The sequence below is a fragment of the Burkholderia sp. RF4-BP95 genome (assembly GCF_001521985.1).
GTDB lineage: Bacteria > Pseudomonadota > Gammaproteobacteria > Burkholderiales > Burkholderiaceae > Burkholderia > Burkholderia diffusa.
On record NZ_LOSX01000039.1, the window covers coordinates 1 to 24868 of the forward strand.

Genomic DNA, 24868 nt, shown 5'->3' on the forward strand with positions numbered 1-24868 from the left:
TCAGCTCGCGGCCATCAAGCGCCCACACTTATCGGCTGTTAATTTTTAAAGAGCATTTCCGCGAGAAACCTGAAGTTTCTCAGCAGCGCTGCGTTTTCAGCAGCAGAGAAGCGAGATTATGAACCGTCTTTTTCAGCTCGTCAACAACTTTCTGAACTGCTTCGTTGCGACGACTGGGGTTCAACTTCGTGTGCGCCCAGGCTCTACCACCGCCCTCGACCGCACCGCTTCCCTTCTCCTCCCGCGCTGCGTTTCCGTTAGCGCGAAAGAGGCGTGATTCTAAGCACCCGCCCCGGTCTCCGCAACCCCTTTGTGAAAATATTTTGAAAAAGCCCCCGTGCGCTGCCGCGCACGGGGGCTTCGGTCTGACGCCCTGCATACCGCATGGTGCGCGAGGAGCTCGCGACCAATCCGGAGCGAGTCCTTCTTTCCTCCTATCCTATACAGGAGATTGAATATGCCCTCTGTTCAACAGCGCATCGCATTTGCCTCGCGCCGGACACCACCCCACGGCACAAACAAGAGAGCGCACGTCGTCGAGTATCATGCCGCGATCGAACAACGCACTCATACCGACGATGGACAGCACCACTCAATCCGGCGACGCCGATCTCCGCGATGAATACGCCGCGCTGCGCCAGCGCGCCGTCATGCTCGAAGAACAGGTCCCGCCGCTCCTGCAACGCATCTCGAATGTCCTGCCGCGCATCAGCGGCGTGTCCGACCTGGCGGACGAGCATCGTGAACGACTCGTCGGCGCGCGCAACGCAGCGATGGTCTCGATCGAAAACTATCAACAGGCGATCCCGTTCCTGCAGACGGCCGACTCGATCATCGAGCAGCTCGACAAAACGCCCGAGCGCGACGAAGACATCGAATGGCGCGAATCGCTGCTGCAGCGACTCGACGAACTGATCGACGTCGCGGTCGTGATGATCGACGATGCGCAAGGCTATTTCGAGCAAGCGGCTGCCTGCGATCTCTCCAGCGTGCCGAAGTCCATTCTCGAAGACTGAGCATCCCGGCCGAGAGGCGCGCGGTGCGTCAACTGCATATATGTTGCATGTTGCGCACGCCAGCTGCCCCGCACATGCCGACCGGCTGTCGCTGCTCGACACCTCGACATCGACATGTCCGACACGTCTCCCGAAAGAGCTCACCTTCCTGTCACGGGTTCACGCGTATCGGCAAGCCGCGGCCCGTGACTAGAGCGTATCGAGAACGATCGTCTCGCCGACGATCGGCACACGGATATACCCGCCTTCCGCATCGCCGTACGCGTGCGCGTTTCCGTCGATCACGTATTGCGCGGTCAATGCGCACAACGTCGCGTCCCGCGCGTCGACCGATCGCAGTGTCGACACGTCGATCCCAAGTTGGGTCAGCAATTGCCGGCGCTGGTTGCGTTTCTGCTTCGCCGACGCGATCGCCTTGCCAAGCAACGCGCAGGTAATCGCGTACGGATAAGTCTCGAAGCTCACGCGCCCGCCGGTATAGCGCGCGTCGGTCAGCAGCGGATAGGCGTCGGCCAGCGCGCGGTAGACGCGCTCTCCCATGAACATCCAGTCGAAGAAGCCCGACGTGCTGGCCAGGGCCTGCTCGCGCGATGGCGTCGGGAAACACGAGATCCGTTCACGCGCGAGCGCCTGCTCGGCAGCCCGGCGTCCGCTGCCCGTCCACCAAAGGCTCGGCGCGTCGACGCCGACCGCCACCACGTCATGCTCGATACACAGCGAAGGCAGCGCTTCGGGCGCGATCCGCTCCGCGCGGCAAACGATCGTCGCGCCGCGCAAGATCACGAGATCGCATCGCTTCTTGTCGCCGCCCACGTCGACACCCGCCACCGCGGGCAACGACCGCGCGACTGATCGGGAGCGGGATCGGGCCGCCTGCATGGCTGCGCGTCAGTCCGCCGGCCGCGCGTCGTACGCGGCGTCGAAGATCCCTTCGAGGCCCGGATGCACGCCGCGCATCCGGTCGACGACCGACTTCGCCCAGTCGAAGTACGCCTGCTTGCGCTCGAGGGGCCAGTCCGCGGGTGGATGCCGCGCGATGTCACGCAGGTTGCAGATCTTGTCGGCGAGCTTCACGAGCTTCGCGCGCCGGCTGATGGTCGCCGCATGCTCGACCTGCAGGCGCTTGCGCTCGTCCTTCGGCAACGACTTGTCGTCGGTGACTTCCATCACGATGTCGGCGACGTCCTTGCCGAACAACCGCAGCAGCTCCTGCTCGGTGGTCTCCGTATCCTCGATCGTGTCGTGCAACACCGCCGCGACGATCACGCGCTCGTCCTCGATGCCGGCTTCGTTGGCCAGCACGGCGGCCAGCGCGATCGGATGGTTGATGTACGGCGATGCCTCGTCGTCCTTGCGCCGCTGATTGCGATGCTTGTCCGCCGCGAACGCGATGGCAGCTACCAGCTTGTTCATGTTGATCCCTCGTGTGGCCGGACCCGCGACCGGCTGAACCGGTCGCGTGCGTTTCGGAACCGCACATACTACCTGTACGCGATGACCATTCCCACATATCGGAACATCGGGCCGCGCGCCGTCATGCGCCGGCCGCCTCGCGCTCCAGCCCCACCACGTTCACCTGCGCGCCGAACACGTCGCGCACGAGCGGCAGCAGGTGATCGTGGTGCGTCAGAAACAGCACCTGGGTTCGCGTCGACAGATCGCGCAGTGCCTCGAGTCCCGCCTTCGCGCGCGCATCGTCGAAGTTGATGAACAGATCGTCGGCAACGAACGGAAGCGCGGTCCTGCTCGCGAGCTGCAATTCGAGCGCCGCGATCCGCAGCGCGAGAAACAACTGATCGCGCGTCCCTTCGCTCAGGCCGGCGACCTCGACCGACGTGCCCTTCGTGCGTCGCGCATACAGCGCAGGCGGCGTCCGTTCGGTGTCGACGGTCAGCCGCGCGAATTCGCCCAGCGTCAGCCCCGCGAAAATCTCGCCCGCGCGGCGCAGCATCGGCCCCTGCTTCTGGTCGCGATAGCGATCGGTCGCCCACTTCAGCAGACGGCTCGCGGTCGCTGCTTCCAGATACTGTTCAGCCGCGTCGCCCATCGCGGCCAGCGCTTCCTGCCGCTTCGCCTCGGCCACGGCCGCGTTCGCCTGGCCGTCGATCGCGCCGAATGCCTGCTGGGCGACGACCTGCTGTTGCGCGAGCGCGTTCAGACGCGTGCCGATGTCGCCAAGCGACTGCTTCACCGCTTCGAGATGCGCGGGCACGTCGGCGATGTCCTGTTCCGCGACCTCGGCCTCGACGGCCGACTGGGACAACCCGTCGCCGTCGCGCACGAGTGCCTCCTTCGCGGCATCGACGGCCTGTCGAAGCTGGCGCTGGCGATCCGATCGTTCGGCCAGCGGCAGCGCCGCGTCGATCGACGCGACGCCGGCCAGTTGCAGCAACGGCTGAATGCGTGCGTCCGCACCCGCCACCGCGGCGGCCGCGTCGGCGACCTTGCCCTCGGCCTGCCGCACCGCGTCGTCGGCACGATCGATTGCACGCGCGGTTTCCCGTGCGGCCGCCACGCGCATCGTCAACCGGCGCGCGACGTCCAGCCAGTTGCCGCTCGCCAGCCATTCGGGTTCGAGCGCTTGGGCCAGCCGCCGGGCACCGGCCTCGAGCGCAGCCAGCTCGGCACGAATCGCGGCGATCCGGTTGCGCGGCGCATCGGCGGCGGCCAGCTCGTCCGTCACCGCATTCGCGAGCCCGAGCGCCCCTTCCGCCGCAGCCAGCGTCACCGCGTTCGCGGACAGCTTCGCGTCGGCGAGCGCGTCGCGCCATTGTGCTTGCCACGCATCGTACGCGGCCTGGGCCTGGCCCGCGCGCGAACGGGCCGTCGCGCATCCGCGTTCGGCTTCGCGCGCGCGGTCCTCGAGGCTGTCCTTCTGCGCAAGCGTCTTCTCCGCCGATTGCACGAACGTCTCGGCGATCGCGATGAGTGCCGCCAACCCGTCGGCGTCGCTGCCGCGCGAGACCAGGCGCAGCGCCGAACGCAACGCGGCTTCCGCGCCGGCGCGCGCATCGCGGATCGTCGCGAATTCGCGGCGCTGGCGGTCAAGTTCGAACTGCGCGGCAAACACCGTGCCGCGCTTCGCGAGCCAGTCGCCCATCGCCGCCAGCGGCATGCCGGGCACGCCGGCCGTCGTCGCCAGTTCGGACCACGCGTCGCGATGCGCGGCGAGCTCGCGTTCGCGCTCGTCCATGGCCGCCTGCCGGCGCATCAACACGGCACGCGCGGATTCGACCTGTTGACGCAGCGATTGCAGCGTCGCCGCCGCTTGCGTGGCGCCGAGCTGCGCGTCGACGAGTTCGTCGGCGAGGCGGATCGCATCGTCGACGGCCGGCGCGCCCGTTGCCAGATCGACCACACCGTTGCGGATGTCGCCCCACGCGCCGTCGCGACGCGCGCGCGCCGCCAGCACTTCGGCAGTGGTGACGACCTTGTGGGTCTCCGCGAAATGTCTCTCCTGCAGTTCGAGCCGCTCGTATTCTTCCTGCGCGCCGTCCCGTGCATCGCGCGCGGCGGCCGCCGCGCTCGCGCGCTCGCTTGCTTCGTTGAGCAGCGCACCGAGCCGCGCCGCCGACGGCACGTCGAGCACACGCAGCGCGTCGACCGGCCTGCGCCACTGGCCGAGCGCATCGAGCGCGTCGGCGAGCGTGCGCTCGGCGGCGGCAATGTCGCGCTCGAGCGCCAGTTCGCGCTGGCCGCTGCCGCGAAACCCCTGCGCATCGGCGAGCGCGGCACGAAGCACTTCCGGCACATCGACGGTAGACAGACGCGCGAGTTGTTCCTGCGCCTGCGCGAGTTCCTGCATGCGTTCGTCGAGCGATTCCCGCGCACCGGCCAGCGCCTGATGCAGCGCGCCGTGGTCGCGCAAGAGATTCGCGACAGTCTTCAGCGACAGCGCGGTCGGCAGTGCCGCGCGCAGCGACGCCTCGTCGGTCGGCCAGCCGAGCTGCGCGGCCGCGGAGCCCGCGGCGGTCAGATGCCGCTCCACGTCCGCGCCGAGCAACAACAGATCCTGAGCGTGATTCATGCATGCGCCGCGCAACCGGTCGAGCGCTTCGATGTCGCCTTCGAGCGCCAGCGCATCGGCGTCCGGATCGATCGCATCGCGCGCCTGCCGTTTCGCGAGCAGGTCCGTGCGACGCTCCTGGAGCACCTTCTGTTCTGCGGCGAGGTCGCCTTGCGCTTTCAGCAAGTCGGCATACGCGGTCGGCGGCAACTCGACGACGGTGCCCAGTTCGGCAAGCGCCGCTTCCTTGATCGTCAGTTCCTTCAGGTATGGCGCCAGCCGCCGCACACGCTCGAGCTTCGAACGCAGCGCTTCGAGGCGGCGTTGCTCCACGCGGGCGTGCTCGATCTCCTGCTCGACCGCGTCGCGCGCCTCCTTGCGATCGACCCAGTCACGCGTGCGCACCTGGACCGCCTTCAGTTCGCCGACCGCTTCGTTGAACGACGTCTCGGCCAGCGCGAACGCGCTGCCGCTGCGTCGCGGTGCCCACAGCTCGCCCGCACGCGCGTCGAGCTCCTCGCGCACGGGCCCGAGCGTGCCGACACCCGCCGCCGATTCGAACAGCACCTGGCCGAGCTTGTCGGACGCATCGAGAATGCTCCGGCCGCCGTCGACGAGCCGCCCGTGATCAAGCCCGAACATCTGCTCGAAAAACTCGCGCGTCGCGCCGTCGAGGATGGCCGCGAGGTAGTCGTCCGGGAGCTTGTCGTCGGCGGGCGTGCGCAACGGGCTGCGCCCGCGGGCGCGATGAAATGCGAGCGCGCCGGTGCCCCCCTCCAGCACGCCGCCGATCCGCAGGTCGGGCGTTGCATGCAGGAAGTCGAGCGGCGTCTGCAGTTTCATCCCGAACAGCAGTTCCGACACGGCCGTGCGGATCGTCGACTTGCCGGCCTCGTTCGGCCCAACGATCACGTGAAAATCCTGTCCGGCCGACGGAAAGCGCAGCGTCTCGTCGGTGAACTTGCCGTACTTGATCAGATCGAGCTGGCTGATGCGCATCGCTTATTCCCCCCTCGCCAGTCGCGCGAGCAACGCGGGACCGACCTGCTCGACCAGCGCCGTGAGTTCGCCCGCGCGCGCCATCGTCAGCAGCGGCACCTCTTCCTTCACGTCGCTGCGCACCTTGCCGACGAACGGCTTCAGGTCGCGTTCGAGCAGCGCGAGAAAATCCGGATCGTGCGCGGCGTCGGCCAGGATCTGCTTCAGATCCTCCAGCGCCTCGAGCTGCTCGCTCTCGCCCAGCGGCTGCTCGGGCGCGGATGTCGCGAGACGGACCTTCTCCAGCCACAGCCGTTCGTTGCCGATGATGCCGATCTGGTTCAGCACCTCCGCGCGCAATTGCGGCGCACGGCCGAAGAAAAGACCGTGCGCGGGCGTGCGCCCCGTGACCGTCACGCGCACCGCGCGCGGCACGTCACCGTCGACGGTCAACAGCGCCTCCAGCGACTGGCCGATCTTTCTCGACAGGTCGGCGACCGTGAAGCAATCGGATGCGTCGATCGACAGGGCTTCCCAGCGCAGCACGTCGAGGTACAGGCGCTCGACCTGCGTGCGCCCCTGCTCGACCGTCACGAGCACCGCGCCGCGGCGGCCCGTCTCGCGGATATGGCGACCCTGCAGGTTGCCGGGAAACACGACGGTCGACGGCCCCGACCATTGCTGGAACTCGTGCACGTGGCCGAGCGCCCAGTAGTCGTAGCCCTTCGCGTGCAGTTCAGCCAGCGTGCACGGCGCATAGTTCGCATGCGCCGCATAGCCTTCGAGCGCGGTGTGCAGTACGCCGATGTTGTAATGGCCCGGCACGGGATCCGGATAGCCGATCGCGAGATTGTCGACGACGGCCTTGTCCTTGAAGCTCTGCCCGTGCAGCGCGACGTCGAATTCCGGCAGCCGATGGGTTTCCGGCTTGCGATGGCCGAACACAGTGACGTTGTCGGGCAAGGTCAGCTTCTTCGTCATCTCGCTTTCGGCATCGTGATTGCCGCCGAGCACGAATGCGCGAATGCCGGCCTTGCGCAGGCGACCCATTTGCTGGCCGAAGAAAATGCCGGTGTTGTGGTCCTTCCAGTCGCCGTCGTACAGGTCGCCGGCGATCACGAGGAACGCGACCGCCTCTTCGATCGCACGATCCACGAGCTGCCGCAGCGCCTCCCGCGACGCGTTGCGCAACTGCGCGGCCGGCGCGTCGGGATACGCGCTCAGGCCGTGCAACGGGCTGTCAAGATGAATGTCTGCCGCGTGGATGAACTTCACGAAGATTCCTCTGTTTCAGGACGAAGGGGCGATGTCGACAAGCATTGTGCGCCGTCGAGCGACGCAACGCCGGCGAGGTACGAACCGGACCATCGCCGTTGCATCGTCCGATGCAACGCTCGTCCGGGCGATGATGCCACCCGTCGCCAGCGGGTCGGGATGGTACCTGAAAGCGGGCGTCGGGAAGGTGCACGACCCCACGCCCTCAATCCGCGCGTGATCGCGCAGCCTCGACGAACCTGCGACCCGAAACACGGCAGTCGCGATGCCTCGGATGATCTTCCGAAGTCGACGGCCGACGGCACCCGCGACATTCGTCCCGTGCGTGTCACTCGTCGCGCGGCGCGGGTGGCGGCGCAAAGCCGTTTTCGTTGCCCGGGAACGGATTCGCATTGCGACGCAACGCCGCCTCATCGCTTTCCTTCTGTGCGAACAGCGCGACGCCAATCACGCCGACGTTCGCCGTATCGCCGTACTTCGAATTCGCGACGTAGCTGTCGGGCACCGACGCGAAGCGGAACGCGGCGACTTCATCGCGGCTCCTGCGGAAGCCCTCGATCGTCAGCGTACGGCCCGGATACAGCACGTAGCCACCGTTCGCATAGCTACCCGGCCGCCCCGACAGCACGTCGAGCCCGTCGACCGTCGACACGACCTCGAACGCGCGGCGCCCCTGGTTGCGCAGCACGATCATGTAGCGTGCGCCTTCGACACCCGCCATGTGCCAGCGGCCGTCGCTGCGCGCGAGACGCAGCGGCGCGCCTTTCTCGTCCGTGAACGACAACGCGATGTCGCCGTTCGCGAGCGCGACGCGCGTCGGCAACCGGCGAATCCGCGACGCGGGCGGATGTCCGGGCAGTGCATCGTTGTAGTAGACCGACGCGAGATCCGTCGGCGTCGTCGCATCCGCGCGTTTGAAATCGACCTTGCGGGTTTCGGAATGCACCGACTCGCCCCACGCGGTGCCGAGCCCGCGACGTTCGCCGGCATCCTGGCTGGCCGGTGCGCTCGCGGAAGTCGGGGGCGGCGACGCGCACGCCGCGAGCCACAGCACGCAGGCGAGCGCGAGAAGACGGAACAGGATGGTCATGATCGTGATGCCTCGGAATGTTATCGGACCACGCCGGGCAGGCCGGGGCGGCACTTTGGAGTCGTCTGTCGTCACGATGCCGATCGGACATGCTTGCCTGAATCGACCTGCGCCGCCCGAGGGCGGCCCGGCGATCGGGAGCCTCGCTATTTAAGCACGGTGGGGAGGCAATGGGCAGAGGGTGCGCGAGCCGCCTGTTTCGATCCACGGCACACCAACGCGACCACGATGTGCGGCGCGCCCAATGAAAAAAGCCCGGCCCGCATCGAAGCGGGCCGGGCCTTGGCGGGAAGCGTATCGCTTACAGCGCGCCGCCTTGTGCCGACGCCGAACCCTTCACGCCGACCGAAGCGCCGCCCTGCACCGCGTTCGTCGCACCCTCGAGCGCTTCGCCGGCCTTCGCCTTCGCGCCGCCTGCGACATCACCCGCCGTCGACACCGCGCCTTGCACGTGGCTCTTCGCGGAGTTCGCGACATGCTTCACGTGCGACTTCGTCGCGTGCACGGCCGATGCCGCGGCATCCTTCGCCGAGCCGGCTGCCGAGCCAACTGCCTGCGTCGCGCCACCGACCGCGTTGCCCGCTGCCGAGCCGACACCGCCAACCGTCTTGCCCACGCCGTTCAGCGCACCGCCGACGAGATTGCCTGCGCCCGAACCCGAGCCCGAGCCCGCGGCATTCGCGCCTGCACCTGCCTGCACGCCCACCCCACCGCCGAGCAGCGGCGTCTGGACTTGTGCGCCGACGCCGGCGGAACCTTCCGCGCCCGTCTGCGCCGTTTGTGCGAAAGCAGCCGATGCGATTGCCGTCAGCGCGGCACCAAGCAGAATCGTGCGAATCTTGTTCATGGTCATTCTCCCCAAAGACGTTGTTGCTGCGGGCCGCCTTCGTGCGGCTGGTCGCATGCCTCGCCGCGACGTGCGGCAGGTGGAGCTAATGTAGCCGCGCCAACGTCCAAAACCATCGAATTGCGGGGACTGTTACTTCAGTTGCAAATGCTGACGATTGACTCACACTGTTTGACAAACATCGCGCTCGGCGCGTGATTGGCGTCGCTCGATGGCCTGCATCGGCGCATCGGCGCACGAAGTATCTGCTAGCACGGAAAGCGACCATTCCTGTAGGCATCCCAAAGAACGTGTGTCGGCCAGCCGTCGGTGCAGCCAGATAATCGGCTTCTCGCGATCGGCTCGATGTCGTCGGACATGCACGCCGGGATCGCCGTCGATTTTTTCGAATGCCGTCATCCAGCAGACGTCGAACGGCTCCGCCTCGCGGCTGGTCAGCGCGCGACCGCAATCGACATCACCGAGGAAATCGAAAAATCCCGGCCCCTTGCCACGATGCGTGGTCGTTCCGTTCGTCGATCGTTGCTGCCATGCGCCGCCTTCATGTTCCATGTCGGTGACGCGCAGCGCCGTGCCCGCTGCGACTCGCAGACCGGCACGATCGTCGGCGCCTTCGAGCTGCGCGGCCGCCTGGCTGCACGCGAGCGGCTTTCACGCAACCGACCTGAGTCCGCGCGCGCTGAGCAACACATATGCGCGCCGCTCGGTGCTCGACGGACATCCGCATGCCGATGTCAGCGCAATGCTTGGCCTCGCCAGCTTGTGAACGGTCACGCGAATCAGGCTGACGCTGGCACCCGATGCGGGCGCCGACCGCGCACGCGGGAATGCTGATCGACGTTGTGCACGCAACGACGTGCGGCCAGTCCTATTCGCTCTTGTTCGAATGGATCAGCCGCAGAATGCGGGTGTCATACGGCGACTGAATGACTTCCGCGATACGGATGTCGGATGCGGCAGGATGCAGCGGATTCAACAGGAAGTTATGCGCGTGCGGCACGACGACGCTCGGGACGCGCAGCAAGGCGCTCGGTTGCGTATGCAACCACTCGGTCCCGGCACTACGGGTCCAGTCGACGTTCTCTCGCCAGTCGGCCGGCGCATCGCCATCCGCGATCTCGGCAACGTCCACCGATTCAGGCACCTCGATGCGAAGCAACTGGTATCCGCTCGGCAATTGCGCGACGGTGGCGATTTCGAAGTGAACGAGCGTCTCGAGCAGCGCGAGCGCCGGATGCTCGGCGAGGTAGACGACGGGCTGCCCGGCAAAATGCCAGCGCCCGCCGGCCCGCAATCCGCCGACGCCTTTCAGGTCCGCGTAATTGCTGATCCGCCACAGCGTCGTCAAGCGAAGTACCCCTCGTCGATCTGCGTGAGGGCTTCTTCGACGAGTCGCGCGCCATGCTCGGTGCTCGACATGTCGAGCGACGTGCGTCCGCCGAAGCGCTGGAGCCCGTTGCGCAGCCACGCCATCGCCTTGTCCTGGTCGCCGAACGTGGCCGTCGCCTGCGCGACGATGCGCGCCAGCCGGATCGCCTTGTCGGATTCCTCCGGTGACAGGCGCTCGTGTGCTTGGCGGCGATGGCTCAGGGTACGCCGCGGGATGATGAAAGCGAGTTCATCGGACTTCAGGCCGCGCTCCGACAGCCGGTCGATCACCGCGACGTCGACGCGCGCGCTCGCCAGCTCGGCGAGATCGGCGCCCGAGCGCACGCGAATCGCGAGCAACTGCTCAAGGATCGTGAACTCGGCCTGGCGCGGGTGCGCGACGCCCGACGGATGAAACGCGATCGTACTCATGGCTCTTCTCCGGCAATTTGCCCAATCATTATAGGCGTTTTGCCGAAGACAGGCGAATTCGGTCGGTGGCCGCCCCGGTGGCTGGCAGTTCCTGGTGGCGGCGAAGCGGCTTTCCTGCTCGCGGCCCTGCCCCATCACGCGTAGTTGAAGATTCGCCGTGGAGCGGAAATCGCGAAATCACATATATCAAACCGCTCGCTGACGTCATGAAGTTGTCACGTAACAATTTTTCTGATGAATAGCCATCGGCAGAGCGACACCTGCCCCGTCTCAATTGCAAAGCGATTGGGCAAGCGAATTTCCGTGCCCGCTATCAATACTTCGGTATCCGATTCAATTTGACCATCTACCGAACGGGATCAGCCTGCGGTCGCCCTCCGGGAACGCGCCCGCCCATCGGTTCTGCGCCAACATGCCTTGCGAATTCATCCGGTCCGCCGACGATGCTGCGCCAACTGCAACCCGCGACCGCCATCATGCACACCAACAATCATCAGACAAAACCCCATTCGCCCTTGAATCGTTTACCCAATTGCAATAATTATTCGCTGGAACGCGTATTTCCGACCGGTATCGCGATCGCTACGATGCAATCAACCGCTCAACGCAACCAGCGAAGCGCGAAATCTACAAAAACCGGAGGTCACCATGAAGTCGTTCATCTACGCAGTCGCCGCTGCCGCCGTCCTGTCCGCATCCCTTGGCGCATTCGCTCAGTCGAACCCGTCGAATCAACTGACGCGCGCTCAGGTCCGCGCAGAACTCGTCCAGCTCGAACAGGCCGGGTACAAGCCGGAAGTGTCCGACGTCCACTATCCGAATGCGCTGCAGACCGCACAGGCACGCGTGACGAACAGCGACTCAACGGGTTACGGCGCACAGGCTGCGGCCGGCGTGCGTACTGGCCGCGCGATCGCGGTCAAGCAGAACGCTCACGACTCGATCTATTTCGGTCAGTAAGACCGCCGCACGCTGCGCATACCGCGATACGCCCGCTGCCGACGAAGCACCCCGCTCCCGTTCACCGGGGCGGGGTGTTTCGCTTTCGGTGCACGCGACATGCGCGCTGCACGCAGCCCGACCGACGCGTGGGCGCGGATCGGCCGCCGCAACGCGCTGTTCACGCAGACCGCCGGCGTTTGCGCATAGAATGGCCGCGTGGTCGGCGCCGGCCGAAGCGAACGCGAGCGAAGCCTCGACTCACCGGGCATACCCACTCGCTGGCCGATCCGATGCCGCACTCATCGCATTTTTCGAAAAGGAGCGGTTTCATGTCTCAAACATCCGGTTCCATGATCACGTTTCGCCGTCCGGACGGCCAGGAACTGCAGGGCTACCTCGCCACGCCGGAAAAGACCGAAGGTGCACCCGCCGTCGTCGTCATTCAGGAGTGGTGGGGCCTGAATGACCAGATCCGCGGCGTCGCCGATCGCCTCGCGCGCTGCGGCTACATTGCGCTCGTGCCCGACCTGTATCGCGGCAAGTCGACGGTCGAGGAGGAAGAAGCGCATCACCTGATGACGGGCCTCGATTTCGGCGATGCGGCATCGCAGGACATTCCCGGCGCGGTGCAATACCTGAAGACGCGCGCGTCGCGCGTGGCGATCACCGGCTTCTGCATGGGCGGCGCTCTCACGCTGCTGTCGCTGCAGTTCGCCGATGCGGACGCCGGTGTCACCTGGTACGGCTTCCCCCCGCTCGACTACCTCGATCCGTCGAAGATCAAGGTGCCGCTGATGGGCCACTGGGGCACGCAGGATGCGTTCTTCGCGATCGAACAGGTCGATGCGCTGGAGAAGAAGCTGACCGGCGCAAAGGTCGACGTCGAATTCCACCGCTATCTCGCGCATCACGCGTTCGCGAACGAAACGGCTGTCGGCCCGGGCCGCATCGGCGGCACGCAGTTCGATCCGGTGTGGTCGCAGATCGCGTGGGATCGCACACTCACGTTCTTCGGGCGCACGCTCTGGAACAAGCAGCAGTAATATCGCAGCGGATCTCCACCGCTGCTGGGCTGCGATGCACATGAAGCGAACGCCACGACCTTGCAATCGTGGCGTTGTCGTTTTATGGAGCGAATTCGTTATGCGATCATCTCGCGCGTCACGGGTTCGACACCGAAGCGCGCACGACGGAATGCGAGTGCCACGGCCGGCTCCGCAATACACCTCAGTTTCGAAAGCTCGGCTGCGCCCTCGTCATCAAGTTCGGTGTGCAAAATATCCTGCACGGCCAAACGTCGATTCACGGACCGCGTTTGCGAATGCCGGGTCATTCAACCCGGCACTCGTTGTCCGCCTTCGCTCAGGATTCGCAGGAACCGCGCAGCGCCGCCTCGTCGGCGGACAACATTTCGGGCACGCATTCGCGCAGGAAATCGACGAACGTGCGGATCTTTGCGTCGAGGTACTGGCGCGACGCATACAGCGTGTAGACCGTCAGCTTCTGCAGCCGGTACTCGGGCAACACGCGAACCAGCGCACCGCTCGCCAGAGCAGGCACCGCGGTCGACATCGGCAATGAGCCGATCCCGAGACCGGCGCGCAATGCGGCGCCGAGCGCATCGGCGATATTGACCTGGAAATCCGGCAGCGGTAGTGCGAACGTCTCGCGACCATCGGGGCCGTCGAGATGCCACCGGTCGCGCGGAAAAATCGGCGTGACGATCTGCAGGCACGCATGCGATTCGAGATCGCGCACGGTGCGCGGCGTGCCCCGTTCCTTCAGGTATGCCGGCGACGCACACAGCACGCTGTGCACATCGCCGAGCCGCTGCGACACCAGCCCCGAGTCGGGCAGCTCCGTCGCGCTCAATTGGAGCGACACGTCGTAGCCTTCGTCGATGATGTCGGGCACGTGCTGCGACAGCGTGAGCTCGACGGCCACCGACGGATAACGCTGCCGGTATCGCACCACCGCCGGCACCAGGTAGGCCTGACCGAAACTGGTCGTCGCATGCACATGCAAGCGGCCCGACGGCTTCGCCTGCGCGTCGGCCGCCTCGGCTTCCGCTTCGTCGATATAGCCGAGGATGCGCTGGCAGCGGTCGAGATAGCGCTGTCCGGCATCCGTCAATGCGATGCGGCGCGTGCTCCGGTTGAGCAGACGGGTGCGCAGGTGCGTTTCGAGTTGCGCGACCGAACGCGATGCGTAGGCAGTGGTGATATCCAGGCGCTGGGCCGCGCTCGTGAAGCTGCCCTCCTCCGCCACCCGGACGAAAATGCGCATCATCTGTAACGTGTCCATCGACATGTCCCCGGGATTGAAATCGCCTTGCAGCGGCGCCCGCCCCGGCACGTTCCGGTCTGGCGCGAATTGTGCGGAACAGTACCGCAGCGGTGCAGACGTGTCCAGTTTGCCGTGCGCCGCATCGGCGGGCGATCGCTCATGCGGCGCCGCATGTCGAAGGACGACCGGCACCGGATCGTTGCAAGCCGCATCGCGGCCTGCCGAGGCACACATCGCGCGTGTAGCGTCGCGCTCAGATCGGGTCGAAGGGATTGCGCAGCACGATCGTGTCGTCGCGCTCGGCACCGGTCGTGATCATCGACACGGGCACGCCCGCGATCGCCTCGACGCACGCGATGAAATCCCGTGCGGCACGCGGCAACGCCGCGCGCTCACGTACACCCTTCACGGTGCCGTCCCACCCGGGGAAAGTTTCGTAGACGGGCGTTGCGCGCGCCTGCGCATCGACGCTCGCGGGCAGATGGTCGACACGTGCGCCGTCAAGTTCGTAGCCGACGCACAGCTGGATCGACTTGACGCCGTCGAGCACATCGAGCTTGGTAAGCGCGAGTGAATCGATGCCCGAAATCCGCACCGCCTGCCGCAACTGCGCGGCGTCGAGCCATCCGCAGCGGCGCGGCCGGCCCGTGTTGACGCCGAACTCCTGGCCACGCGCGCGCAGCGCTTCGCCGGTGGCGTCGGTCAGTTCGGTGAGGAACGGTCCGCCGCCGACGCGTGTCGCGTACGCCTTGGTCACACCCAGCACGTGACCGAGTTTGGACGCGCCGAGGCCCGTGCCGGCCGCCGCGGCCGATGCAACGGTGCCCGACGACGTCACGAACGGATACGTGCCCCAGTCGATGTCGAGCATCACGGCCTGCGAGCCCTCGAACAAGATGCGCTCGCCGCGGTCGTTCGCGTCGTTGAGGTCGGCCCACACGGGACGCACGAACGGCAGTATCTTCGGCGCGATGTCGATCAGCGTTGCCAGCATCGCGTCGCGCGAGCACGGCTCGAGCCCCAGGCCGCGGAACCATGCATTGTGGTGATCGACCAGCACGTCGAGCTTGTCGGCAAGCCGGTTCGGCTCCGCCAGATCCGCGACCCGCAGCCCGCGGCGCCCGACCTTGTCCTCGTAAGCGGGCCCGATCCCACGCAGCGTGGTGCCGATGGGTTCGCGACGCAGACGCTCCTGCGCCTGGTCGATCGCACGGTGAATCGGCAGGACCAGCGTGGCATTCTCCGCGATCGACAGATTGTCCGGCGTCACCGACAGCCCGAGCTGGGCCATCCGTCCGATCTCGGCCAGCAGCGCTTCCGGATCGAGCGCCACGCCGTTGCCGATCACGCCGCGCTTGCCGCGCACGATGCCGCTCGGCAGCAGCGCGAGCTTGTACGTCTTGTCGCCGACGACCAGCGTATGCCCCGCGTTGTGGCCGCCGTTGTAGCGTGCGACGAGATCGGCCTGCGCCGCCAGCCAGTCCACGACGCGTCCCTTGCCTTCGTCACCCCATTGGGCGCCCACCACCACCACGTTCGGCATGCTCCATACTCCATGTGAGAAATCCAGACACACATTCCGGCCACATCGGCCGTTTGTATGCCATATTGGCGGAGCAGGATCACCCGATCAAACGATTAAATCTGAGCAGTCGCGTGAGTAAATTTCACGCGAAACGATGCATGGCCCGACGACTCCCTCCATTGAACTCGCTGCGCGCGTTCGAAGCCGCGGCCCGCCTCGGCAGTTTCACGCTCGCCGCCAACGAGCTGTGCGTGACGCATGGCGCGATCAGCCGGCATGTTCAGCAACTGGAGGCATGGCTTGGCCGACCGCTGTTCGAGCGCCACAACCGGCGGGTCGAACTGACCGATGCCGGTCGCATGTACCTTGCCGAGGTCGGTGCGTCGTTCGACCGGATCGCGCTCGCCACCGCGCAGCATTTCGGCCAGGAGCAGCAGCGCGTGCTGCGCGTCAGCGCGCCCGCGACGTTTTCACTGCGCTGGCTCGTGCCGAAGCTGTCGTCGTTCCAGGTTGCGCATCCGGCCATCGAGGTGCGGCTGTCGACGTCGAACGAGCCCATCGAGAAGTTGCGCGATAAGGTCGACCTGATCGTGCGCGGCGGCCCGCAGGCGATCGACGGATATGTTGCCGAGGAGTTTCTATCCGAAATCCGGCTGCCCGTATGCGCGCCGAAGCTGCTCGAGGGTCGGCCGTTGCGTACGCCGGCCGATCTCGCCGGCTTCACGCTGCTGCATGCGGCGACGTACCCCGGTATGTGGCCCGAGTGGCTCGCGGCGGCCGGGCACGCGAATCTGGCGCCGCGGCATTCGCTCACGCTCGAGCATTTCTATCTGACGCTGCAAGGCGCGCTCGACGGCCTCGGCGTCGCAATGGGGCCGATCGCCCTCGTCGCGGACGACATCGCCGAAGGCCGGCTGGTGCAGCCGTTCAGCGAACCGGCACTACCGCCGTGGCGCTATTTCACTTACGTGGCGGCTGCGCGCGCGGAAGACGAAGCCGTGCGGGCATTCAAGGACTGGCTGAAAGCAACAGGGAACGCAACGGCGGACGCGCGGCGCTGACTGAGTCGGTATGTCGGCGACCAGTCGTTGCGCAATGCGCATCGGCTCGATTGGTGCGGGTTTCGTGTTCCTTTCCACGGAGCCGTATTGCTTGCGAATGATCGCTTTTCGCCTCGCGATTCACCCAACGATCTGTTGTAATCCGTAGGATTCCTCTAATACTGAACAAACAGAATGGCTCATGTCGTTCAAGTAGCGCAGGACGACTAAACGAATCGAGTTGGCATTCATCTCACCGAGAAACAAAGGATATCGAATCAATTGACTCGGATATCACACCTCCATGGTGACCGGTCGCGCATCGCGTTTCAGCAGCAGAAACGACAAACCCCGGCTCGCGCCGGGGTTTGTCTCGTGGGGGAAACGCTTATTGGCTTGCGCCAGCGGCTTCGCCCGCCTTCTTCTCAGCGTTCTGCAGATTCTGCGGATAGTTCGGATCGTTGGCCGCCGGCTTGTAACCAGCGTCTTCGAGTTTCTTCAGTTCGGCGTTGTTCTTCGCACGCGCTGCCTTGTGTTCGGCTTTGCGTTTTGCCCGTGCTGCCTTGCGTGCTTCACGTTTCGCGGCTTTCGCATCCGATGCGGCGGATGCGGCCGGTGCACTGGCGTCGGTCTGCGCGAACACCGGAGCGGCGGAGCCGAAGAGGAACGCGGCTGCCGTCGCAGCCAGCGTCAGTTTTTTGATCTGGATTCGCATCGCTGAACTCTCTTTTCTGATTGGTCACGGAGTGAAAGCACATCGAGATACCGCCCCTGCCCCTGATCGGTCTTCATGTCTCGGTCAGGGCCTTTGCATCATAACCGCGTTGAAAAAAATGTGGCGCCATCATGCGTACATTGTTGGGAATACGCGTATGGGGGCGTCGTGTCGTCATGTGTCCCGCGCCCGTCCGCTCCGCGTTTCGCAGGGGCCAGGTGATGCATCGTGCTCGGGAATCACGCAACGTGCACGACCGCGGCAACCGCGTGGCGAAGCGAATCGTTCCACCGATACGGTGCAGATTGCCGATGAAGGTGAGATCGATTTCGGTGCTTTACGCACTCGCACGACGCCGACTGTTTCACCCGTGGAATCGGCTGCTCGCGCAACGCGATCGTCGCCTCATGAGCGGGATATGCGACGGAATCGCGAACCTGTGCGCCATGTTGTGATTCGCTGTCGCGCGAACGACGGTTCCTCCCATAAACGACCACGCTTCATTCTGTACCGAGCCTGCCGCATTCCCCGCACGTCGACACGACGCGAACGATCGGGTAACCGATCGTCGCACGCGTGGCTACCTGTTCGGTTCTATTCGTCGCCAGATGTGGGAGATGACGTTTGCGGGTTGAGACGACCTCCGCCGCTCAAGGTGAACGCTTCGTTAGGCATTCGCTCACGATTGGCTAATGGTCGTATGAGCGAATGCGCGACGCTTGTCATCGTACCGACGTCGCGAAGCGTCTCGAGTCTATGTGGCAAGAACGGCGACACATCAGGCGCTGCGCGCATGCCTCACAGCTTTTCCATCGGGTGACCGCATCTGGTGCGGGGGCGTCGCGCGCACGGTTTGTTCATCCGACGGACACTTTGTAGGTGAGCTTTTACAGGACACGGTAACTTCCAGCGGTGAGAATTTTCGGGATTCGAGTACGGGTTCGATGAGGGTGAGCCATATTGATGGCGGCAGCCTCACGTTCGAGGCCGTTGCCAGGATTGTTGTGATCGAGCGGCGCGGTCGGCGTCTCGCTTGGCACAGGGATGGGTTTTCGTCGCACCGGTCGGGACACGGTGGCAATTCAGATGCCGGTTCAAAGGTAGAAAACCGCGATGCAGAGTGAGCGGATCAAGAGCCAGCCCATTTCGTCTGTGCACGGGTCATCGAGCAGAAAGCCCCCGACAGGCCAACACGTGACAGTCGAAGACTTTTCCACGGAAGCACCGACTCGGACGCTAAAAAAACCGCTTGAGAATGAATTCCGATGATTTCTCACTGCCATGACGAGAACCGGCGGCACTCCGCTGTTGACCACGGTGGCCGTAGCCTGCGGGTAATCCCGGATGGGAAACATACCGCTGGGTGCCTTTTTTGTTCCCATAGATGGGAACCTAGGGACCGAAAGCGGAGATTTCCTCCCATAAGTTTCTACGTTTGAGTATTTGTTAGTAGGTACTCACCTTCATGGGGAGCCTTGCTAGGCCTGGGACGCTTGCAAAATAAGGCCGAGATCGAGGGTTCCACAGGCCTTAGGCCCAGAATTGCTGTGCTCGACGAGCCTCACTGGTTCGCTTTGGTAGCGGTTTATGGGGTTGCTTTTTCTGCACAGGCACACGTGTGTTTACATCTTTGGTAAACGACGTTTACTTCTTTAACTACTTTTAGACGGCTCACAGCCTTGTCTGGTAAGGGTTTGACAGGTGTTCGGTACCCATTTATGGGGGCTCAGGCGGAAGGATATGGGGTTTCAGGTCTGTGGATTTGGGGAATCGGGTACCGCGCTGTGGGAAATGGGGGTTGTGGATATGGGGCACGCGTAGCCTGCTATGGGATTTTGGCCGAAAAACGCCTCAGGTAACCTTTTATGGGGGGAATCTATTGGTACCCATTTATGGTGCGTCCTTGCTGATTCGTCTATGGTGGCGGGCACAGCATTTCATGTGCGGTTGCCGGTTATGGGATGGATTCCAGGTAGTCGTTTATGGGTGCCGTCGCGGACAGAACGATCTAGTCCTGCTCGTCCCCTCGGAGCTGGGGTCCCATAAACAGTATCAGGCCGGCGGAAAGGTAACCTTCTGTGGGGAAATCCCAAGGTAGTCATTCATGGGAGGTATTTTCGGCTGCCGAGCGCAGATGAAGGCAAAACGCCGAGCTGGAGGATCTGGATAGGTAACCATTCATGGGATGTGCTAAAGGTAGCGTGTTATGGGGGAATGCAGACCGTGTTGCAGGGCACCACGAATCGGGTTCACCGATCCCGTTCCTCCGGATTATTTCCCATGAACGGCTACCTTCAGTTAGGCAAGTCCCGTGCCGGATTCTGGCTACAGATCACACAGGTAGCAGGTTTTGGGAGCTGATTCTGGCGGAAAGGTAGATGGATATGGGGTTCCGCACAAATCGTAAAAATGGAATTTTTCCTTTTAAGACGAGGCCTTAGCGGCGATATTGGAAGTGATACTGGAGAAGAAGCCATTGCCCGGTAACTCGAAAAGGTATAAAGTCCGCCATCAATACGGTCACCTTCTCCGGACATCACGATGCCGCGCAAGCCCGCAATCAAAGGCTCCGACAAGCAGGTTTCGCTATTTCAGACGCCCGAGCCACCCGATCTGCTGCGCAAGGCGGTCCAGGCAATTCATATCGCTCCGAAGTCCGGAAAGATCGGTCTGCAGCAGCGCAAGATGTTCAGCTCGCTGATCAAGAACGCCCTTCGTCAGGAAGCGTTCGAACCCGGCCGGACCAGCTTCTCGATCTCGATCGCCGCGCTGTCGCACGAGAGCGGGTTGAACAGCAACAACACGAAGTATGTGAAGGATACGGTCAACTCGCTGATCAGTACCGTCGTCAACTGGGACTACCTTGCCGCGGACCGCTCGACGGTGTGGAAGGCGTCGGGCCTGCTCGCCGGTGCCGAGCTCGAGCAATCGGTGCTGAAGTACAGCTTCTCCGACCAGATTCGCAGCGAGCTGCTCAATCCGGAAATCTACGCACTCATCGATATGCGGATCGCGCGCGAGTTTCGGCGTTCGCACTCGCTTGCCCTTTGGGAAAACACGGTGCGCTACGAGGGGATCGGCATCACGGCAAAGATTCCGCTGCCGAAATTCCGCGACCTCATTCTCGGTCAGGATAAGGCGTCGCAGTCGTACAAGGAGTACAAGCTCTTCAAGAGCAAGGTCCTGGTGCCGTGCATTCAGGAGGTGAACGAAGTTTCCGACCATACGCTCGAGCTGATCGAACACAAGTCAGGTCGCAGTGTGGAGGCCGTCCAGTTCAAGGTGACGCGCAAGCAGAGCGCGGATACGGTCGAGGAAGGCGACGTCAAGAACGAAGCACTCGTCGACGAGGTCGCCAAGTTCGGCATCCCGCGTTCGGAAGCGCGCCGGTTGATCACGCAGTACGGTGTGCAGCGCATCAAGGCGGCGATCGCCTATACGCTCAATCGGACTACGAAGAAGAACGCAGCGCCGGTCGACAACGTGGCCGCGTATTTCCGCAAGGCGCTGACGCATGGCTATACGTTGGCCGACGGGCAGGGGACCGAAACGGCCGCGCCGGCAAAGGAATCCGGGCAGAGCAAGCAGGAACAGATTCGCGACAAATACCTGGCGGCGAAGGTCGATGAAGCCGGCGCGTATTTCCGCGAGCTGGAGATCGACGACCAGACCAAGCTGATCGAGCGCTACAACGAAACGGTGGCCGGTTCGAAGGATCTCACGCTGTCGCCGAAGAAGAAGGCGAGCAAGCTGGCGCAAACCAGCTTCTTCCGATGGTTGGCGCTCGATACTTGGGGCGAACCGACCTCGGACGACTTGCTGGAATTCCTGCTGAAAAGCAGCCTCGCGACCAACTGATCAAGGCCTCGCAGCCTGGCATGCGCCGTGGACCGGACTTCATCCGGCAGCGCGGTGCCATGCCGGTGCGAGGCCTTTGCTTTGGACGCCTTCTTTTATTTTTGCGCGGCTACCGCCAGATCAGCGACGTATGCGTCGATCACGGTCTTGAGCCGGTCGGCGAGCGCTTCCTGGTGGGACGCATCGACTCCCTTCAGTTGCAGATCCAGACGCCCGTCCGGATAGGTCTTCAGCTGGCCGATCGCGCGTGATTCGAGCGCGAAATCGTGGCGAACGCTGTAACGTGTGCGCCCCGTCTTCTTGTTGCCGTCGCTCTGCGCGCGCAGGAAATTCTCGAGGTCGCGCACCGACTTTTTCCGGTCGATCACCGCCGTGAGCAGACGGTCGGCAGCCGGTTCGCCCAGGCGCTCGAAAATCAGTTTCAGGAAGTACGCGGCCTGCAGCCCGACCACATCGTTCGCGCTGGCCATCCGTTCGAGCAATGTGTTCGGCAGTGCGTTCAGCGACAGTGTCTTGCTGATCGATGCCTTGTCCTTGCCGATCTTCTCCGCGAGTGTGTTCTGGTCGGGGAATACCTTTTCGTCGAGGAGACGCTTCCATGCGACTGCATCGTCGAAAATGGTCTGGCGTTCGTGGTCGTGGTTGGCGCGATACGCGATCGTGTAGAGCTGCTCGGGCGTGTGGTCCGTGCGGAATGTCGCATTGATCGTTTCGTCGCCGTTGATGCTCGTCGCGCGCAAGCGGCGTTGCCCGTCGATCACGACGAGCTTGCCGGGAAATTCCGGGAGACGCGTGACCTTGATCGGCTCGATCTGCCCTTCCCGCTTCAGCGTCAGTGCGAGTTCGTGCAGGCTCGACTCGGAATAGAACACGCGCGGGTTGAACGGGTTCGGGATGCAGTCCTTGACCGCGACCTTCTGCGGCGCACCGAGATCGAGCGCGTCGGATGCGGGGACAGCGGTCGAGATGACGGGGGTTGCGGCTTCGACGGGAGGATTCGACGCGGGCGTCGGCTCGGGCAGGCGCGTTTCCAGCGCTGCGTTTTCCTGAGCGAGCCCGCGCAGCAAGCCTGCTGCGAGATGCAGGTTGCCGGTCGGCTTCTTGTCTTTCGATGTGTCCTTAGCCATGAGCGGCTCCGGTAGCGCGCGTCGACGCGATGTATTGGGCCATTTCGGTGACCAGTCTCTCGATTTCCGCGCGGGCTTCCTTCAGTCCCTTCAGGTATCGATTGTGATGATGGATCGTGGTGCCGAGGGCAAATGTCTGCCGGTAGACCTCGCGCTGCGCGATCTGACTGTCGAGCAGATGCTCCCCTATTTCTTCAGCCCTTAGAATTTTTAAAATTTCTTCTCGCATTTTAGTTTTTCCATTGACGCTATTCAGCATCAGCGCGGAAGACAAATTCGGGTTACGAACGGCACGCATCGATTCGATCATACGAATCATCGCGACGGTGCTGTACAGGTCGGCCGGCGATGGCGACAGCGGCACGAGGCAGAAGTCGGCGACTTCGAGTACGGATGCGATGCGCGGGTCCTCGAGGTTGCCGGGGCAATCGACGACGATCACATCGAAATTTGCATCCTGCTTCTTGATCTCGCCGCCAATGCCGCGGCCTGCGGGGGCCAACGACAGAACTGTCATCGGGAGCGTATTTTCGCCGCTCGTCACCCATCTGACCGATGTGCCTTGAGGGTCGGCATCGATCAAGGCGACCTTGTTGCCACCCGCCTCGAAGGCTGCAGCGATATTGACGGAGATGGTGGTCTTTCCAGTACCACCTTTTTGATTACTGACGGCGATCTTGAAAGCCATTAAATTCCTCCAAGGAGTTTTGCGTAATATATGCAGTTATTGCCAAAAAGTCCAGAAAAGCATCGGAGGAAAAGAAGGATTTTCTGATGGATGTTGTTGTCACGTGACAAGCTGGTCGAATGGCTAGAAGATTATTCGTAATTCGAATGAAAAATAAAAACACATGGCATTTCGTTCGAGATGAAGGTGCTAATGAAGTGCTGGCAACTTCAGTGCCGGTAACATGGGTCACAGTGCTGATCCCAGATGTAATCTCGCTATCGTTGGAAATTCCGGCGCAAATTGGCAATCTGCTCGTGACTCGCCCTGAGCTGCGTCGGGATCTAAAGTTGTCACGTGACAAGCCGATTCGGTGGGTTAAGACGTCAAATGCTGCTGGCCGGTAAGCATGCAGACACGACGCGCGATGGTAATGCCGACGATTTCTTCTTCCTCGATCCTCATTACGGCGCCCTGCATTCATGACGACTGGCACTGCGACTGATGCGGGTTGTTACGTGACAACGCACCTAAACGATGATTCTGGACACATATCTCCTGTCTTGGCGCAACCACCGTAGACGGCACGGGTGCAAAGAAGTCCGTGCGATACATGAGTTGGTCATGTTCGATTGGGCCCAAGTCACTTATTCGTAAGGCATCGGGTTGTTGTCACGTGACAACCGCCACGGATGGATGCCGGAATCAGCAGCTTGATACCGGCGCAGCATTTTCAGCGGTACCGTATGGGGAGGTGCTGGACCAGCCGGGGATGTGTCAGCGATCGATGCTGGTCGAGTCGGTTGGTGTCTTGGGTAGACCCGCCCGAACTGTGCGTGTCTCTGGACCTGCAGAGGCACACTAATTCTGGTGATGTGATATGTCCCCAATAAAAAAGGCGGTTCGGATCCTGAGGCCACGACGATGGCATAGGGTAGGGCGGGACAGATATCGCATCTTGTTGTGTCGGCCGCCGCTTCGACGGTCAAGGGCATCGGCATTGCGTCACACGTTCTCGATGGGCTTTGGGGGGGGCGCAAATTCCTGGGCGTCGGCGAGGAGAGATGGCGCAAATCAGCAGGGCGTGAAACAATTTTGAAAAAAAGGGGGCGTTCTGAAACCCTTGTCTAGCAATGGGTTGCGCCACTTTCTTCATGTTGTTTCACGCAAAACGAGCGCGCGCGACGGGTGAAATAGGGGCGCATGAATTTGACGTGCGTTATTGCGTCTGGATAATGATGATCCACGCGATAGTGTGTCAAATGAGACGTGTTTTGTGATAAATGATACGAATTTCCTGGATCGACGTGCAGTTCGATCGGCCTATTGGCGACCCCAGATATCGCGTGGATCGACCAGCAGGGACTTGATGGGTGTAGCGAGTCCTATATCGCTAGTTGTCACGTGACAACGCGCTGCAGCGACGGTGCCGGATCGCAAACCCGTAGGCATCGGGGAAATCGAAGCGGTCGCCCGGTCGATATTGCATTCGCGACGCGCACCCAGGCAGCGTTGAGCGAAGGCGGATTCTGTAGACGGCCGCGGAAGACTGTTTCCTATGTGTCTTGCCAGTGTCCATCACAATGCGGCTGAAGGAGAATCTGCAGACTTCGTGTCAACACGGTGAAGCGCATCGCCACCGGCGGTATATACCTTCCACTTCTCCGGATGTCTGCTATCGGGGACGACCAATCAT

At 63.2% G+C, this 24868-nt stretch carries 19 protein-coding genes; 5 read left to right on the plus strand and 14 right to left on the minus strand.

Translation table 11 applies throughout. From position 1 onward, the window contains the following. Positions 1–545 precede the first annotated feature (545 nt). Positions 546–1016: a hypothetical protein gene (locus WS46_RS15060; protein WP_059690969.1), complete on the plus strand. Its 471-nt coding sequence runs from the start codon at positions 546–548 to the stop codon at positions 1014–1016. 189 nt (positions 1017–1205) lie between these two features. On the opposite strand, the gene WS46_RS15065 is transcribed toward WS46_RS15060, so the two are convergent. The 9 genes from WS46_RS15065 to WS46_RS15105 form a co-directional block, all read right to left on the minus strand. Beyond that, positions 1206–1895, minus strand: a complete 690-nt coding sequence (locus WS46_RS15065; protein WP_059690970.1) for a DUF429 domain-containing protein — start codon at positions 1893–1895, stop codon at positions 1206–1208. A 9-nt stretch (positions 1896–1904) separates the two neighbouring features. Then, positions 1905–2429, minus strand: a complete 525-nt coding sequence (locus tag WS46_RS15070) for an HD domain-containing protein (RefSeq protein ID WP_044848835.1) — start codon at positions 2427–2429, stop codon at positions 1905–1907. A gap of 121 nt (positions 2430–2550) precedes the next feature. Continuing rightward, positions 2551–6021: a YhaN family protein gene (locus tag WS46_RS15075; protein WP_059690971.1), complete on the minus strand. Its 3471-nt coding sequence runs from the start codon at positions 6019–6021 to the stop codon at positions 2551–2553. Between the two features lie 3 nt (positions 6022–6024). Beyond that, the gene (locus WS46_RS15080) at positions 6025–7275 is read right to left on the minus strand and encodes a DNA repair exonuclease (RefSeq protein WP_059690972.1); all 1251 of its coding nucleotides are present in this window, start codon (positions 7273–7275) and stop codon (positions 6025–6027) included. Positions 7276–7603: 328 nt separating this feature from the next. Next, the gene (locus WS46_RS15085; RefSeq protein ID WP_059690973.1) at positions 7604–8365 is read right to left on the minus strand and encodes a hypothetical protein; all 762 of its coding nucleotides are present in this window, start codon (positions 8363–8365) and stop codon (positions 7604–7606) included. 301 nt (positions 8366–8666) lie between these two features. After that, positions 8667–9212 carry a hypothetical protein gene (locus tag WS46_RS15090; protein ID WP_059690974.1) on the minus strand — a complete coding sequence of 182 codons (546 nt, stop codon included), beginning with the start codon at positions 9210–9212 and terminating at the stop codon, positions 8667–8669. 162 nt (positions 9213–9374) lie between these two features. After that, positions 9375–9764 carry a hypothetical protein gene (locus WS46_RS33935; RefSeq protein ID WP_257129995.1) on the minus strand — a complete coding sequence of 130 codons (390 nt, stop codon included), beginning with the start codon at positions 9762–9764 and terminating at the stop codon, positions 9375–9377. A 316-nt stretch (positions 9765–10080) separates the two neighbouring features. Then, the gene (locus tag WS46_RS15100) at positions 10081–10560 is read right to left on the minus strand and encodes an RES family NAD+ phosphorylase (RefSeq protein ID WP_059530847.1); all 480 of its coding nucleotides are present in this window, start codon (positions 10558–10560) and stop codon (positions 10081–10083) included. Next, positions 10557–11012: an antitoxin Xre/MbcA/ParS toxin-binding domain-containing protein gene (locus tag WS46_RS15105; protein WP_006753033.1), complete on the minus strand. Its 456-nt coding sequence runs from the start codon at positions 11010–11012 to the stop codon at positions 10557–10559. Before WS46_RS15105 ends, WS46_RS15100 begins: the two co-directional genes overlap by 4 nt. Positions 11013–11660: 648 nt before the next feature. Between WS46_RS15105 and WS46_RS15110 the strand changes: the two genes are divergently transcribed. Together WS46_RS15110 and WS46_RS15115 are read left to right on the plus strand one after the other, a co-directional pair. Further along, a complete protein-coding gene (locus WS46_RS15110) occupies positions 11661–11972 on the plus strand; it encodes a DUF4148 domain-containing protein (protein ID WP_059690976.1) in 312 nt (103 codons plus the stop codon). Positions 11973–12283: 311 nt separating this feature from the next. Then, entirely contained in the window at positions 12284–12997 is a 714-nt protein-coding gene (locus WS46_RS15115) for a dienelactone hydrolase family protein (protein ID WP_059690977.1), read from the plus strand. Positions 12998–13316: 319 nt separating this feature from the next. On the opposite strand, the gene WS46_RS15120 is transcribed toward WS46_RS15115, so the two are convergent. Next, the gene (locus WS46_RS15120; protein WP_059691044.1) at positions 13317–14258 is read right to left on the minus strand and encodes a LysR family transcriptional regulator; all 942 of its coding nucleotides are present in this window, start codon (positions 14256–14258) and stop codon (positions 13317–13319) included. Positions 14259–14493: 235 nt separating this feature from the next. Then, entirely contained in the window at positions 14494–15783 is a 1290-nt protein-coding gene (locus WS46_RS15125; protein ID WP_059690978.1) for an adenylosuccinate synthase, read from the minus strand. A 140-nt stretch (positions 15784–15923) separates the two neighbouring features. Here WS46_RS15125 and gcvA point away from each other — a divergent pair, with 140 nt between their 5' ends. Continuing rightward, positions 15924–16826, plus strand: a complete 903-nt coding sequence (gcvA, locus tag WS46_RS15130; RefSeq protein WP_059690979.1) for a transcriptional regulator GcvA — start codon at positions 15924–15926, stop codon at positions 16824–16826. Positions 16827–17193: 367 nt separating this feature from the next. On the opposite strand, the gene WS46_RS15135 is transcribed toward gcvA, so the two are convergent. Further along, complete coding sequence (locus tag WS46_RS15135) at positions 17194–17520, minus strand: hypothetical protein (protein ID WP_044848822.1); 327 nt, start codon at positions 17518–17520, stop codon at positions 17194–17196. A 2541-nt stretch (positions 17521–20061) separates the two neighbouring features. Between WS46_RS15135 and WS46_RS15140 the strand changes: the two genes are divergently transcribed. Beyond that, the gene (locus tag WS46_RS15140; RefSeq protein WP_059682318.1) at positions 20062–21378 is read left to right on the plus strand and encodes a replication initiation protein; all 1317 of its coding nucleotides are present in this window, start codon (positions 20062–20064) and stop codon (positions 21376–21378) included. Between the two features lie 95 nt (positions 21379–21473). On the opposite strand, the gene WS46_RS15145 is transcribed toward WS46_RS15140, so the two are convergent. Together WS46_RS15145 and WS46_RS15150 are read right to left on the minus strand one after the other, a co-directional pair. Then, positions 21474–22505 carry a ParB/RepB/Spo0J family partition protein gene (locus tag WS46_RS15145; RefSeq protein ID WP_059530826.1) on the minus strand — a complete coding sequence of 344 codons (1032 nt, stop codon included), beginning with the start codon at positions 22503–22505 and terminating at the stop codon, positions 21474–21476. Beyond that, positions 22498–23193, minus strand: a complete 696-nt coding sequence (locus WS46_RS15150; RefSeq protein ID WP_006759638.1) for a ParA family protein — start codon at positions 23191–23193, stop codon at positions 22498–22500. The genes WS46_RS15145 and WS46_RS15150 overlap by 8 nt, the downstream gene beginning before the upstream one ends. Between the last annotated feature and the right edge of the window lie 1675 nt (positions 23194–24868).

What these genes read in the sequence shown, in the direction of transcription:
- WS46_RS15140 (WP_059682318.1), top strand. Translation starts at nt 20,062, where the DNA reads ATGCCGCGCAAGCCCGCAATCAAAGGCTCCGACAAGCAGGTTTCGCTA.
- WS46_RS33935 (WP_257129995.1), bottom strand. Translation starts at nt 9,764, where the DNA reads ATGGAACATGAAGGCGGCGCATGGCAGCAACGATCGACGAACGGAACG.
- WS46_RS15085 (WP_059690973.1), bottom strand. Translation starts at nt 8,365, where the DNA reads ATGACCATCCTGTTCCGTCTTCTCGCGCTCGCCTGCGTGCTGTGGCTC.
- gcvA (WP_059690979.1), top strand. Translation starts at nt 15,924, where the DNA reads ATGGCCCGACGACTCCCTCCATTGAACTCGCTGCGCGCGTTCGAAGCC.
- WS46_RS15060 (WP_059690969.1), top strand. Translation starts at nt 546, where the DNA reads ATGCCGCGATCGAACAACGCACTCATACCGACGATGGACAGCACCACT.
- WS46_RS15070 (WP_044848835.1), bottom strand. Translation starts at nt 2,429, where the DNA reads ATGAACAAGCTGGTAGCTGCCATCGCGTTCGCGGCGGACAAGCATCGC.
- WS46_RS15075 (WP_059690971.1), bottom strand. Translation starts at nt 6,021, where the DNA reads ATGCGCATCAGCCAGCTCGATCTGATCAAGTACGGCAAGTTCACCGAC.
- WS46_RS15125 (WP_059690978.1), bottom strand. Translation starts at nt 15,783, where the DNA reads ATGCCGAACGTGGTGGTGGTGGGCGCCCAATGGGGTGACGAAGGCAAG.
- WS46_RS15150 (WP_006759638.1), bottom strand. Translation starts at nt 23,193, where the DNA reads ATGGCTTTCAAGATCGCCGTCAGTAATCAAAAAGGTGGTACTGGAAAG.
- WS46_RS15120 (WP_059691044.1), bottom strand. Translation starts at nt 14,258, where the DNA reads ATGGACACGTTACAGATGATGCGCATTTTCGTCCGGGTGGCGGAGGAG.
- WS46_RS15065 (WP_059690970.1), bottom strand. Translation starts at nt 1,895, where the DNA reads ATGCAGGCGGCCCGATCCCGCTCCCGATCAGTCGCGCGGTCGTTGCCC.
- WS46_RS15145 (WP_059530826.1), bottom strand. Translation starts at nt 22,505, where the DNA reads ATGGCTAAGGACACATCGAAAGACAAGAAGCCGACCGGCAACCTGCAT.
- WS46_RS15105 (WP_006753033.1), bottom strand. Translation starts at nt 11,012, where the DNA reads ATGAGTACGATCGCGTTTCATCCGTCGGGCGTCGCGCACCCGCGCCAG.
- WS46_RS15135 (WP_044848822.1), bottom strand. Translation starts at nt 17,520, where the DNA reads ATGCGAATCCAGATCAAAAAACTGACGCTGGCTGCGACGGCAGCCGCG.
- WS46_RS15090 (WP_059690974.1), bottom strand. Translation starts at nt 9,212, where the DNA reads ATGAACAAGATTCGCACGATTCTGCTTGGTGCCGCGCTGACGGCAATC.
- WS46_RS15110 (WP_059690976.1), top strand. Translation starts at nt 11,661, where the DNA reads ATGAAGTCGTTCATCTACGCAGTCGCCGCTGCCGCCGTCCTGTCCGCA.
- WS46_RS15115 (WP_059690977.1), top strand. Translation starts at nt 12,284, where the DNA reads ATGTCTCAAACATCCGGTTCCATGATCACGTTTCGCCGTCCGGACGGC.